The sequence below is a fragment of the Acinetobacter courvalinii genome, from assembly GCF_014635545.1.
Taxonomy (GTDB): domain Bacteria; phylum Pseudomonadota; class Gammaproteobacteria; order Pseudomonadales; family Moraxellaceae; genus Acinetobacter; species Acinetobacter courvalinii.
This window is the reverse complement of record NZ_BMDA01000001.1, coordinates 1088225-1101999: the sequence shown is the minus strand read 5'-3', so window position 1 is coordinate 1101999 and position 13775 is coordinate 1088225. Positions and strand designations below refer to the sequence as shown.

The following is a 13775-nucleotide window of genomic DNA, read 5'->3' as shown; positions in this document are numbered from 1 at the left end:
TGGATCTTTTGTTGGTGAAAATTTCGCCTCAATAAAATTTTTTCATAAAAAACCCACCTTTGGGTGGGCTTAATAGTATTTATTGATTTAAGAATATATTATCTATAGATTTCAGAATAAACTTAGGTCTACTATTTCCTATAGTTGCGACAGCAAAATTAACTGTAACTGATTTAAATAACCATTTAGGATTAATTAAATCCTTATGAGGAATATCAGAACTGATCTTACCCTTAATCAAATCACCATCAATCTCTGTCCTAAACTCAAATGAATGTGTTGATGGTAAAATCCCTTGAAAGATACCTCTATATGGAATTATTTTTTCTAAAAAATTATCTTCATTTAAACGAGATAGCGCAAAAGAAATTTGTTTACTATCCTGAAATCTGAAAAAGTGATTATCGAATTCCAATCCACATCTTGCATCTTGTTCATCTAAAAAACTTAGAAACTCATGAATTTTTGATATAGCTCTTGGATGTATCTCTTCAAGAATATCAATTAATTCATCATCTGTCCCAGTAGCGGCTAACTCAAATAAGGTCCTAATATTATTAATCGCCTTTTCAGTAATTGAAACTTCAGGACATAAATCAGTTTGATCTGGTCTTGGTAGCTCTAACTCAAAACCAAACGATCCAATGGCAGTTCCAGTGATCATAAGCTGATTCAAGTTGCTATGTGGTATTTTACCTTTAAAATGGAACTCACCAGTTAATCCTGCTGATATTGCAGAAACAGCATCAGAGAATATCTTTGTGGCCTTCGTTGCAAAACTAGCGGAAATAGCTTCACTACCGATAACAGGATTACCTCGAAACGTTAATTTCGCTCTTTTTACGATATGGTAAGGATTGGCTGATTCCAAACAGTTCTCGACCTCTTCAAGCCTATTTTCCAATCCATATCTATCAATAACATTCTCTTCTGGAATATTTGCTAATAACTCTTTAAGAGTATTTCTTTCCGCAGTAAGGTTAGCATACATAAGAGCATTCATTACGCTATACCTCCTTTGCAATTAAGTAAAACTATAGCTTGTTGATCTTCCTCATAATTAAGTGGCACTTCTAGAAATCCTTTCCATAAATTATCACTTTTACGATGTGACCACATGCTATACCAATAAGTGATGCGTTGAATTAACTCATAAGTTAAATTTTGCCCTAAAATCACTGGATATGCATCAACTTTAAAGTTCAACTTAGTAAGTTTTGTTGTAAATAAATCTTTTGTTTTTGGCAAAAAACTTAGTTGTGTTTCACCATTTGGAAGATGAAAAAAGGTAACAACATCAATATCATTAGGAGGCCTATTTTCCAAAGTTTCTATGTTAGTTGTAAAACTACCATTTAGCCATTGATAACCAGATGCTAAGCCCGCTTTATATAATTCTGCTCGATATCGTAATAAACCGTCTAAAATTGCTCTTCTTTCTTCTTTGTATGCAAATAACTCAATCAAATTAACAATAGAAATTGTATACGGAGATCTATGAGGACTTGTTCCATCATTTTCATCAATAGGAGGAATTACACCTGCCATGTTAAAGATTTGAGGTTTAGTATCCATAATTACTTATTATTCCTTCCCAATACTCTGAATTAATACGGCTTTACAGAGTAATTAACTTATCTAATCCATTAAACTATAACTCATATTGGGGTATGTTGTGCTACCATTTGGCGCATAAATTATGGCATTTTAATTCACCAAACTATTTTTAGTAAAATTTACACTGTGTTTAAGTGGTAATAATGAATTTTATTCTATTAGTAATATTTTTATTTATTCCTTTTTCTTTGCAAGCTAAAAATTGCTCTGACTTTGGAACTCAAAAAGAAGCACAAGCTTGGTATGAGCAAAGAAAAAAATCTGGGCAAACTGGCTGGAAAAGCTTAGACCACGATGGAGATAGTAAAGCATGTGATTGCTTACCAGGTGGGAATGGCAAGAATTACCCGAAGAAGAAATAAAAAGGAAAGAATATGAAGTTTAATTTTTCATTGGATACAGCAATCATTATTTCTTTAATTGCTATTTTTCTATTTGTATCTGGGCAAGCTTATTTAGGTGGTTTATTACACACATTCTATGTTGACCCTATAGTTCTAGGATTTAGCGTTCAAGACAAAATTTACTGGGGTTACATTAAAGGATTGAACCCAATTGCATATTCCCTTCTAATCATTTTTTGCTATTTTTTTATTCGTTATATAGACACTTCTTTGGAAATAAGATCTCGAATGTCTGAGAAAATTGCCAATTTTGTTCGTAAGAAAATTGATTTCCGTCTTGAATATAAACCATATATTCACAATCAGATTTCAAAAACTGAGACTGAAAATGGCTTTTTTTCATCAATCATGCTTATGGCAATTATTTATGGTTTATTTTTATCAAGTTTACAGGCTTAAATCATCTAGAGAAAAAAGGTTCAAGTTCTGGAAAACTTATCCTTAATAATATTAAAGATTTACCATTAGTAAGAATAACTGGTGTAGAAACCAACCTAAAACATTACCGCATCTTATGCGGTTCTACCCTATGTGCTGTGATAGATGAAGAGAAAAATGTCTCTTTGGTGGAGCCAAAGAATGTAGTGTATTTGAGTTCTAATTTTGCTGAAAAGCTTGAGAAAAAAAGCTCATAAGAATTAATGGAGAAATAGAATGCTCTACCCGTGTTTATGCTGTGGCTATTTAACCAGAGATGAGCCATCAAACGGCGACTATGTTATCTGCTCTGTATGCTTCTGGGAAGATGATCCTGTGCAAGCAGAAGACCATGATTACGCTGGCGGTGCAAACCTACCTTCGCTAAACCAAGCCCGTGAGAACTTTAAAAAGTATGGTGCCAAGGAAAAACGATTTGTTAAGGATGTGAGAAAGCCGAGAGATGAAGAGATTCCGAAGGGTTAGAGTGTGTTATTTATAAAAATGGAGGTTGTAATGTGCGCAAGCTACGAACCAATAGCTCGAAATCGGGCACAGTTACTTAATCTACTTGAGCCAACTTTCAACTATAAAACCGATCTTTAAAAATAAAAATTAGCTTAAAAATATAGCATCGCAAAGTCTCCCCCATAGAGGAGACTTTCTAAGTATTAAATGACTTAAGGAGTAATTTTGTCCCATCCATCTTTTACAGCAAATTTGGCTTCCTCCCACTGTAAACGTGAACTGCCTTTAACTTGCTCCCATTTAGTTTTCAATGTAGATTCAACCTCGGAAAAATTAATTTCTGCATTATTATGCACGCGATTTTCATAACCTAAACGATAAGCCGCACGATAATCACGATCATATTCTAGATTCTTGCTTTCAGTATAATATGGCATTTTTTTATAGTTTTCTCGCCAATAATTATCATCTTGCCAGTAATCACTATCATCTTGTTTATTATCTGTTTGGGCTATGTCATTACCTGCTATTGCCCCTACCACACCACCAATAATCCCCCCAACAACAGCACCTGGAGGGCCACCAACAACACCAAATGCAGCACCTACCGCCGCTCCTCCCAAGGTTCCTGCACCTGTAGCAACCAAATTCTCTCCCCCTTCATTCATATCGGGTACATGATTGTTATTAGCCGGTGGAGAGTTTAAATCTGGACGAGCATTATCAATTGTGGATGAAGTGTCTTGTAACGGTTTGCTATTTGATACATTACCATTAGAAGATGGCTCTTTTTGAGTCGTATGATTACCATCTAAATTTGATTTTTTTGTATTTACCATTTTCTTACTCCTTATATTTTAAAATCTCGTGTCTTTCAAAAGAGCTAGAATATTAAAATAACTTTTGAAATATGCTTAATGATTATTAGTATAATTCACCTTTAGGTTAGCTATGTTTCACAACTGTCGCTATTAAGTAAGGAGATGTTATTAATTAAAAAATATTTATCATCAATAAAAATTCTTGTTGAAATAGTCTTCACGATTATATCGTCCTTCACCCCATAATCATTATATTTCTCTAGATTAAACATTACCCATAATATTCAAGCTTTACACTACCCTGCTGGAAATAATGATTTTATGTATACGCAATTTTAAAAAGCCTAGTTAATTAATACTAGACTTTTTAAAAATATTTTTAAAAGATATTGTGATTGTATATTACTTCATATTTTTAAATGTATCTTCAGCCGCTTTTAGGTGTTTCGCAACGGCCTCACGTGTTTGTACGAGCATATTTTTTAATTCAGAACTTTTCGTGTTTGGTATCAACTGCTTATTAATGATCGTCAAAACTTTACGGTGACCTTCAACTTGACTCATCATATAATTTTTATCAGTATCTGATGTTGTTTGATTAAGCTTACTAACAATTTTATCACTATCATTTTGCAATGATTTACTAAGATGGCTGGCTTGTGAACTCAACTTTAAACGACTTGCTAATGCTTGTGCATTTTTTTCATTGGCTGAATGTTCATTAATCATCATTTCAGCATATTTCTTAGCTTTATCCGTTTTTAGCTTTGGCAATGCAGTTTTCGCCTGCTTAATTTCACCATTGTTAGCTGTACTTAATATCTTAAAAATTTGACTATCAGTCAGATTTTCATGGTTTTCATTTAATATTTTAGAGTGATTCTTTTCATCATTTATAGTTTGTGGATTCGCTGCCATACTCTCAAATGTACTAAAACTTAAAATACCACTAACTGCGACACAGCTAATAATTTTCTTCGTTAAAATAGCTTTCATACTAATATCCTTTAACTTAATTCATGAGCATTCCCACTTATGGGAAGCTTTTTCATATTTCCATTCTATATCCCTACTTGTAAATTCAAGAGTGGGGTCATTTGTTCATAATTTTAAACAGCCATACTTATGCCACTCGTGAATATTCTTCGTAAAGGGTTAATAGCTCATTTAAAGTAGATGATATAAATTCAATAAAGAATCATACATCTGTATCCAATATTATTAATGTAAATATAAAATATATATAATTTTAAAAAACATAAACTTAAAAATATTTTTTATTTTTTATTTTTACAAAATTAACAATAAAGTTCGTTGTATTTACTTATAGATACTAAAGCTTAAATTAAACATATCTAAATAAAATTTAAATCAATTCAACATATTAGTATTTATATTAAAACATTCTCCTATCTCCTAAAGACTTTAATTCACACACTGCACACAAACAGTGACATGCATTTTTGTAGATATCGAATGAGCTGTGCATGCTGAAAATAGAAAACATTCCAATTTGAAGTTACAAATTAAATCATCTAAGAATATAGGAGAAATCAAATGCTCTACCCGTGTTTATGCTCCAACTGCTTAATCAGAGACCAACCATCAAATCAATAAAAAAAGCCCTGAGTGATCACACTAGGGCTTACGCTATCAAACCAACCGAATTATGCCTGTTCTTATCAAGTATCAGTATTGGCAAAATCAAAATAATGTTTCTATCACAGAACTCTTGTTATACAAATGTTGTTTTTTATTACTAAGGTTTCTTTATTTGTCTTTTCTGTATCCAAAACAGAAAAATAGCGACAAGCTTTATCAACTTGCCGCTATTTTTTACTCAAATAAATGTAAAGCAATAACACTCAAGATCAAGCTTGGAGTTGATCTTTTGCAATTTATATGTAGAACATCATTTTTATTTTCTACCACAAATTTTTACTCCTACACTTATGTAGCCCTATAATTTTCTAATGATTTATGTGTAAGTAATGTATGGTTCACTGCATTATTTCGTTCCATATGATTTGAATGAGTTAACTCCCTGAAATAAGTATTTCTAAATAGCTTTTATAGATGACACTGAAAAATTGAATTATTTATCTAACTTGTAGCAGATATTCATACTTCCTTTTTCTTGCTTATAACAATTCCAATCACTGTGTTTATAGCTTTTTGCAACCAATACATCTTCTGGTGTAGTGCCTAAGTAAGGCTTACATACTCCTCCACAAGAAGTTGATTGCTCAATCAAATATTCTTTCTGATCAAATTCGATATATACAAACTTTCCGCCGTAACTTTTACCTTTTTGAATTGAGCAGGAAAACGTTTTTTTATCATTTTGCAAAAAACATTTGCCTCTATGCTCAGTAATTTCATAAGCAAAACTTGTGTTTGATATGAACAAAAAAGTGAATAAAGAAATCCATTTCATCAGTAGCATGTCCCAAAAAAATACCCACAAGAGGTTTTTGTGGGTTTTGAAAGAAAATGATTAAACTTGCTTTTTAAGCTTAGTTTGACTGAGATCAATATTTCATATTTATCAATTATATGCAAACCTTTTCATTTTGATTGAGCAACATCGCGTGCTTTTTAATTGCAATTTTTAGTTGCGCTCACTGTATTAACAATAGAACACCCATAACATGTATATCAACAGGCCTTCTGGTAGCAAAATCTGCTTAGTTGGAACGTTTAATGTTCGAACTGACAAAAATAGATTGAGTGAAAAGCTGCGCACAAGACCTTAAAAAACCGCTTCAATAAGCGGTCTTTTAGAAACGAGTTGAGTTTTGAATTTTTGAAATGGCTTAATACGTGACCGTAACCACCACACTATCCGAGTAATTCCCTGGAGTGCTTGCAATGCTGGTACCTTGCGGAATTTTTCCATAAACAGGAGTACTTTGCGCGCTACCCGTACCAGTTTTTGAGACGCCTCCTGCACCCCCAACATTGGTGACACCACCTGTAGCATCCCATACCGTACTATAACTAGAATCTTTATAGAGCTGATACGGAATAAATCCATTATTACCGTTGCTCATGCGCCTAAATCCACCACTTATACGGTTATTACCATCGCCTAAATAAATACTATAGGGTGTTCCATAATTACACGTGGTATTCACAGCCCCTTGAGTTATGTAGTCTCTTTTTGTCACACCTATATCACTAATATTGCCAAAATCAACATTTGAGGTTGAGTTTAATTGACACAAACTTGGAACCACGAAGTTAGCTGTGAGCAGTGTATCACCTGAATCCCAGCCACCGATTAAATCACCGCACACTAAGCCCAACGCATCCATATCCCAATACAGACGGACTGTAGCCGTATATGTTCCTTGTGGATAGGCGACAAGCGATCCTGTTCGGGCAGGCACTTTCACGTTCACTGAGTAATTAATGATATTGTTTGAAGCCACGGTTCTTACGGGCCCATACCAGACATTAGAGGTTTGGTTAGTGGTGGTAGACCCTGCCCCACCTACTGTAGCGGCTACCGTATAAGGGAGTGAAACATTATTATGGCTATTGGTTGTTCCGGTAAAAACGGTTTTCATGCACATATAAGCAGAAGTCTGGGGAATTCCCAAAGTCGTACAAGTTATTGTTCCTGATAGGTTTACGGTGGCATCACTATTAATATTTGCTGCGGTATAGGTAAAAGTATTGTTGGTGGTCCCAGTTACCGTACAGTCAGCATGGGCTGGACTAAAAAATGCGTAAAACAGATAAAACAAGCAAATACCGAGGAGGTATTTTAAAAACCATGGAAATTTCTTGTCGCTCTCTATTTGAGTCTTATTAAAAATTCTTATCGACATATATAAGGTCCCAATTTCTGAGTTGAGTACTGATTGCTGTTATAGCTGAAGTCAACTTGGCACGAGCCATGATCCAGAAGATCAACTTCAAGTTTGTTTTGCTTTAATAGATTTTGAATAAATACTTCACCGTCATAACCCACTACACTCTGTTGTTCTCCATTAATCCGGACCGAATAGCCGGGCAATAACGGTGAGTTGTTTTGATCCACAAGTCTGACTAATCCAGAAATAACCTGATGCGCACCAAAGTCAACCAAGGTTCCCTGGCGATAGCCGACCACGGTTTTTTGGTCTGTCGCTTTAACACTCCAATTTAAAGGAAGATAGGATGGATCTAAATAAATGTGATTCTCCTGATATGGCATGAGACTAGGAATGAGAAACCGACCGGCCTTATCGGTAGAACCTAAATTAACCCCACCATTTAGAATCTGGCTTTGCGGTCCGGCATTGGTCACAACTGCATAACCTTCGCCAATTTCATTGGCTGCAAAGATGCGTCCCGCTGCCGCAACCAGTGAGCCCGTCGCTGAAAGTGCCACCTGGTCGTTATCTCCAGAGCGGTTATAACGTCCGGTCAGGTAGGCTGCACGAGCACGGTAAGAAGCATAGAGTGAAGCATTATTTTCTTTGGCATCCTGATCTCGTTCCACATAACCGCCCCATCCAAATGAACCGATTTGCGGTTCTGACAAACCAAATATTTCCTGGCGATAATTCAAGCGGCCGCTGTCACTGGATATACTCGTGATTGCATTGAATTTGCTAGATGGTGTATAGCGCAGCGCAAAGTAAATGCCATAGTCTTTATTATTCTCATAGTCTTTATAGGCAGAGGTATAAAATCCCCAGTTCTTGTTAATACTTCCGCTTAAATTGGCAGACAGCAATTTGTAGGAATTATTGCTATATTTGATCTGGTTATACCCGAGATAAGCGCCATAGCCTGCATAAAAGTTATAGTTAATCCCTGCCCTGAAAATTTCATCTGCCAGTGCGCTATAGCTCAGATAGTTTTGTGATTCAGCATTGATCTGGTTATATTTTAAATATCTGACTTGAGAAACACGGGCAAGGTCAAAATAATTATCGAATACTTTGCGGTAACTGCTGTTAAATGAAATATTCTTGCTAATTCGTCCTTCCAGGCCAAGCAAGGCCGAATAGCCGTTTTCATCTTTATACTGGCTTGCTGCGATATCCGCATTAATTACTGCAACACCCAAAATATTCTTGGCAAATCCTGTACCGAGATTCGAAAGACCATCTGTGGAAGCTTCCACACCACCGCTTAATGTCAGTGAATTACTGTAACCGTATCGGATCGCACCGGATGCAAAGGTAGCATCATCATATTGGTTTGATTTTAGCCCATAGTTATAACGTGGAACCCCGACGTCTACTGAAAATTCATTAATGTTTTTTGCCAGAATTTTGGAGGAAAAATAGTAAGGTTTTTTGGTAATACTTTGCTGTCCGGTTGCATCGGTAGTCACCAGCGTAACTTCATTCCCGGAAATAAACGGAAGCTGTTTAATATCAAATGGTCCTGAAGGCACCCGTCCTGAATAAATCTTTTGCTGGTTGACGTATAAATCAAGTGTTGAAGGCAGTGCAGCCGAACCGGAGAATTGCGGCAATGCCGAGGTCACAATATCACCGCGCTGGGTATAGGCGCTGGACCACTGGAAACCGGCAAGACGTACACTACTACCCCAGTCAGGACTATTGGAAATAAAGTCACCCAGGGTATATAGCCTGATCTTCTCAGGATCGACATATTGCCACTTTGTTTCCAGACGTACCCATTTTTCATGGCGATCACTATTGTCATTGCTGCCATTATATAAAGCGCCTGAAGAAAAATTACCGATCGCACTGTTAAAAATGCCCTCAACGGACCCGGAAAAGGTATTTTCGTCATTGATGATGCTGTTATACAGGCTGTAGTTGAGAATAGCCGCGTTTAAGGGTTTCATCTTGAGCAAATCCGGACTGGTGATCTGTTGGCCATTGAGGTCCACTGCATAGCCTGTCAACATGCTCGAAGGAACCTTTAACTTTAGAGCCTGCTCATTCTCAAGGTATTGAAACTGGATGCCTTGTAGATCATTAATACACACCCATTGGTTTTCAGGCGTCTGTTCATCTATTTTCAGTCTTAATGCTTTTAAGTCACGGGCACGGATATACAACTTGCCCTGCTTAGATTGTTTCACTGCAACCAAGTCTTCGGACGCATTGGCATTCATAGAAATATTTAAGAAAAGCTGAGTAAAGTTAAGATCTTGTTCCGGTCCGGCATCCTTTGCTTGTGCAAACTGATTATTGCGATTAATCGCATCTGGCACATGAGGAGTTGCGGTATTGGTATGATCTTGAAGTTGCTCAGCAAAACAATATGCAGGAAGATATGCAACACATAAGACACCTATAATGTATTTCATATAAGCCTCTTAAAATGTTGTTTTCTTACCATTTATTGTCAGAGATATATTGTATTTATGAGTTGGCTGATATGTAAAATTATCAATCGGGTAACTTCGGCTCTGCTGGCCAAGAATATAACCATTTACGGTGTTTACTTTTATGGGATAACTTTTTCCTGCGGTCGTATCAACAAGCGTTAAATCATTTAAAAGCGCATGTCGATTTCCAATATTGCTCATCTTTAAAGACGGCGTCTTCTGATCAGGATCTATTTTCCAGTTCAGTTGAGTAATCGCGTCTTTATCTACCACGAAAACGGGTAATGAAGAGCGAAGTAATACATTTAGGCCTTGCGCGGTTTTACGGCTATCCATTGGCTTGGGTAACTCATCAATAATAATACGATAGGTTTTTTCACCAGAAATCGCTGCCGGATTAATTCTGACTACACGCAAGTTATAAGAATCATTCGCTTTTAATTTTAAAAAAGGCGGGCTAATCGCAATCTCATCGGTCGGAATTAACTCATCTTGTCCATTGTTTTGTATCCATTTAAACACGCGAATCTGCAAATCAGTACTTTCATTCGACTGGTTAAACAGACTGATCGAAGAAGCATTTTGATTACTCAATAATTCTACATTCACAGGTGAAATTCGGATTGTAGCTGCATTCAAAGTGCTAGATAGAGATAAGAATAAACTTGTAATAATAATGATGTTTTTTTTCATGACTTACTCAAATAAATCTTTTAAAGCATTAGCCCTTTCAAAGGGCTAACAGTAGTTCTTGTTTATAAACATTAATAAGTTACAGTCACTGTTACTGTGTCTAAATAACTTCCAGCGCTTGGTAAAGTGGTGCCGGCTGGAATACGGCCATAGACGTTAACAGTTTGAACATTACCCGTCCCTGTACCACTGTAGGCAGTTGTGGCAATACCGATTGCTGTTGCGCGACCCGTGTCCGAGAAAAGGTTATAAGGAATATATTCGGTCGTGGTTGCTCCACCGATCATACGACGTTGGGTTGATAAAACATTCTGTCCACCATCAAATGACAAGGTCCAAGGTACGGTGTTATTGCAAAGGACTCTGATCGGGGTACCGCCTGTGGTTGTGGTGTCTGCGTCTACATTGCCCGCAAGTGAACTTAATGTGCCAAAGTCTAAGACTGCATTTGAAGTGGTACCTGTGGCTGAGGTATTTAAAACACAGCTATTGGTTACTGTCGCTCTAACAGTCAATGTACCCGTTGCTGTAGCGGCATTTGCTGTATTGAGAGAAAATAACCCAACAGCAATTGCTGATAAATAATAAAAAGTCTTTTTCATGGTTTAAACCTTTTTACATTAAATTGTTGGAATGAATAGATGTGAAAAAACTAACCCTTAACATTACAATCGTTTTAATTTGACTGCTCTTTTAGAGCTTATTTTTTTACCCTATTTTTGGCATAATACATAAATAACTTTTATTAAAGCACTACTTTTCATTTAAAATTGCTATAACAATACTGTTTTCACCCAAATTAACCAATTACTTACATCAAAAAAACAATAAATTTAAATATTTGTTTTTCCTATATTTTAATTAAGATGAAATATAGTTATTCTCAAGTCATCATGCATAAATTTATTCTTGAATTTTCAATGAAATAAGATTAGGTTATTTAATTCTTTATTATTTAAAAAATATATTAAAAGTACAGTTTTATTATTTCCTAACACAAGCCTTTGATGATTAACTAAATATTTTTTTAGAAAGTTTTAATGTTTTTGTATACCTAATGATTGATTGTTTAGCCATAATAAATTAATCCGTCTACTATTCTCACTTATTATTTAAATATTTATTTACATATTAATATACTCTACGACTAATCAAAAAAATGATGACATGTATTCATTTTAATAAAAAACTGTGACCTGACTAATGATTTGATATATTTATTGGTCGCTTAACTTACCTTTTTGAATAAATAGTTTAAGAAAAATCCCTGTGTAGAGAGCAAATGAAAGGCACCACAAGATCAGGTAAATATTATGATCAAACTTGACCGTATTTATAATAAGTTGATTCAGAGGATCGCTATCTGTCATGAGTGTACATAGAAACAAGGATACATATGCAAAGAACCCCATACTCAGAACATAGGTAGTATTCTTTAGAAGATACATTATGCTGCCAAGAAAAATGCTTATGATCCCGAAGAACCACAACAGTACGCTTTCGTCTTCATTTGAGCCTTGCATTTCTCTCAAGTAAACAAATTCACCACCGCCATACGGTACATAGGTGACAAAGCCTTTTGTAAAGGATTCAAAGCAGATCGCAGAAATGCCCGAAAGAGCTAGAGTAAGCGCCAAGTAATGTTTTAATTTTAAATTTTTCATGGTCTGGAGTAGCTCTTACAGGGAGCTCAATATTTATCTAATCTGCACGGAGTAGCAGTACAAACCTTACAACTGGCTGATTTAGAATAAACGATTTCCCGTAAAGCTTATCTGTTTGATGCTTGCAACTGCTTAGATAAGTTTGATCGCTGGACATGCTGCATAGCAGTAATAATCTCCAAAGAGTATAAACGTCCTGATCAGAAGGAAAAAACTGAGACAATGCGACAAATTATTAATGACCAGCAATAAATCATTAAGAGAAAAAGCCCACATCTCGTGGGCTTCTCATTTCTTACTTCGCTGAATTAACACCAACTACAAACTGACTACAGTTTGAACCTTCTGATGCATTCGCTAAATTCTTTTCAGAGAATTTAAATTTCGATGCAACCGATGCATAATCTTTCTTTAAGCTCTGACCAGTCAATGCACCTAACTGTTTCACCTGTTCAGTAGTTAAAATTTGATGTTCCACTGCCTGATTAACCATTACACATGCAGTAGTCATTACATCATAACGTGCAGCAGTTTTAGAGTAGCCAATAGCGCCAAGAATACCACCAACAATTAAACCAATAATTACGGAAAAAATGACATGCATTTTATTCATTTTAAGTTACCAACATTTAGCTAAGTTTTGATATTCAACACATAGGTTGAAGTCATCTCTACGTCGCATACAAAAATAAAAGACCAAAACACTAAGCGCGTAAAAAACAAAAAAGGCACATTTCTGAAGTAATGTACCTTTCTTTTAATTCTGTAAAATTAATCGAGATTATCAATAATTTTATGCTTAGTTTTGATTAGGATAAGGTCATACGGATGAAAGAAAAAGTTAGGAACTATCAATTTTATTGATGATTAAGTGATACATCACAAGAAAAATCGTATATTCATCTTAGTTTTGATGTGTAGGGCTTTTTATAAATTGTTTAATGCTCAGCTCTTTTCTTTAGACAATAAAAAACCGCCTTGCAGCGGTCTAGGGTTGATTGTCTATCTTATAGATGAGATAGCGCTCATCTATCATCTGGTTAACTATGGGTTTTTTCAATTTGTCTTGCAGCTTATCTGGTAGTAGGTCCCCGTTTTCCAGATACAACCATTTATAGACTGGGATAATTTTAACTTGACAATTTATGTCCATCCCAACTTTAGGATCGACAACTTGCCTAATTTTGATCATCTCTCCTGAATCAATATCTTGTAGGGTGATGATGGGCATTTAAGGCTCCTTTGTGGAAAAATATTATACCACTTCAACCAACAAGATTTGAGATTAAACTATTGATATTTCATTTTTTATATGAGAAATCCTGATATAAAAACTGTACTTAACAATGACTACTTTTCTCCTGCTCAGAACGCACAAAATAGA

General features: G+C 35.4%; 15 protein-coding genes and 1 pseudogene. 4 read left to right on the top strand and 12 right to left on the bottom strand.

The genetic code is table 11. The annotated features are described in order from the left end of the window. Window positions 1–79: 79 nt before the first annotated feature. Together IEV39_RS04980 and IEV39_RS04975 are read right to left on the bottom strand one after the other, a co-directional pair. Window positions 80–1003 carry a hypothetical protein gene (locus IEV39_RS04980; RefSeq protein ID WP_005285978.1) on the bottom strand — a complete coding sequence of 308 codons (924 nt, stop codon included), beginning with the start codon at window positions 1001–1003 and terminating at the stop codon, window positions 80–82. Further along, window positions 1003–1575 (bottom strand): DUF6932 family protein, encoded by a 573-nt coding sequence (locus IEV39_RS04975; RefSeq protein WP_005285983.1) that lies wholly within the window; start codon window positions 1573–1575, stop codon window positions 1003–1005. The genes IEV39_RS04980 and IEV39_RS04975 overlap by 1 nt, the downstream gene beginning before the upstream one ends. 185 nt (window positions 1576–1760) lie before the next feature. Here IEV39_RS04975 and IEV39_RS04970 point away from each other — a divergent pair, with 185 nt between their 5' ends. The 4 genes and pseudogenes from IEV39_RS04970 to IEV39_RS18475 all read left to right on the top strand — a co-directional run. Next, window positions 1761–1979, top strand: a complete 219-nt coding sequence (locus IEV39_RS04970; protein ID WP_032883162.1) for an excalibur calcium-binding domain-containing protein — start codon at window positions 1761–1763, stop codon at window positions 1977–1979. Window positions 1980–1991: 12 nt separating this feature from the next. Next, entirely contained in the window at window positions 1992–2420 is a 429-nt protein-coding gene (locus IEV39_RS18480) for a hypothetical protein (protein ID WP_005285985.1), read from the top strand. Window positions 2421–2675: 255 nt separating this feature from the next. Next, window positions 2676–2924 carry a CPCC family cysteine-rich protein gene (locus IEV39_RS04960; protein ID WP_005285987.1) on the top strand — a complete coding sequence of 83 codons (249 nt, stop codon included), beginning with the start codon at window positions 2676–2678 and terminating at the stop codon, window positions 2922–2924. Between the two features lie 30 nt (window positions 2925–2954). After that, window positions 2955–3041: pseudogene (locus IEV39_RS18475) on the top strand (SOS response-associated peptidase); the annotation flags it as partial. A gap of 77 nt (window positions 3042–3118) precedes the next feature. On the opposite strand, the gene IEV39_RS04955 reads toward IEV39_RS18475, so the two are convergent. From IEV39_RS04955 to IEV39_RS04910, 10 genes are all read right to left on the bottom strand, one after another. Continuing rightward, window positions 3119–3745 carry a glycine zipper domain-containing protein gene (locus IEV39_RS04955; protein WP_005285989.1) on the bottom strand — a complete coding sequence of 209 codons (627 nt, stop codon included), beginning with the start codon at window positions 3743–3745 and terminating at the stop codon, window positions 3119–3121. Between the two features lie 384 nt (window positions 3746–4129). Further along, a complete protein-coding gene (locus tag IEV39_RS04950; RefSeq protein ID WP_005285991.1) occupies window positions 4130–4723 on the bottom strand; it encodes a DUF4142 domain-containing protein in 594 nt (197 codons plus the stop codon). Between the two features lie 1099 nt (window positions 4724–5822). Then, complete coding sequence (locus IEV39_RS04945) at window positions 5823–6164, bottom strand: hypothetical protein (RefSeq protein WP_032883253.1); 342 nt, start codon at window positions 6162–6164, stop codon at window positions 5823–5825. A gap of 379 nt (window positions 6165–6543) precedes the next feature. After that, window positions 6544–7563: a Csu type fimbrial protein gene (locus IEV39_RS04940; protein ID WP_005285994.1), complete on the bottom strand. Its 1020-nt coding sequence runs from the start codon at window positions 7561–7563 to the stop codon at window positions 6544–6546. Continuing rightward, complete coding sequence (locus tag IEV39_RS04935) at window positions 7554–10013, bottom strand: fimbria/pilus outer membrane usher protein (protein WP_005285997.1); 2460 nt, start codon at window positions 10011–10013, stop codon at window positions 7554–7556. The genes IEV39_RS04940 and IEV39_RS04935 overlap by 10 nt, the downstream gene beginning before the upstream one ends. A gap of 9 nt (window positions 10014–10022) precedes the next feature. After that, complete coding sequence (locus IEV39_RS04930; protein WP_005286000.1) at window positions 10023–10727, bottom strand: fimbrial biogenesis chaperone; 705 nt, start codon at window positions 10725–10727, stop codon at window positions 10023–10025. A 71-nt stretch (window positions 10728–10798) separates the two neighbouring features. Then, window positions 10799–11329 (bottom strand): Csu type fimbrial protein, encoded by a 531-nt coding sequence (locus IEV39_RS04925; protein ID WP_005286003.1) that lies wholly within the window; start codon window positions 11327–11329, stop codon window positions 10799–10801. A gap of 615 nt (window positions 11330–11944) precedes the next feature. Next, the gene (locus IEV39_RS04920; protein ID WP_005286005.1) at window positions 11945–12391 is read right to left on the bottom strand and encodes a hypothetical protein; all 447 of its coding nucleotides are present in this window, start codon (window positions 12389–12391) and stop codon (window positions 11945–11947) included. Between the two features lie 295 nt (window positions 12392–12686). Continuing rightward, on the bottom strand, window positions 12687–13004 hold the full coding sequence (locus IEV39_RS04915; protein WP_005286008.1) for a hypothetical protein: 318 nt from the start codon (window positions 13002–13004) through the stop codon (window positions 12687–12689). Between the two features lie 375 nt (window positions 13005–13379). Next, complete coding sequence (locus IEV39_RS04910) at window positions 13380–13622, bottom strand: hypothetical protein (protein ID WP_005230642.1); 243 nt, start codon at window positions 13620–13622, stop codon at window positions 13380–13382. Window positions 13623–13775: the final 153 nt, after the last annotated feature.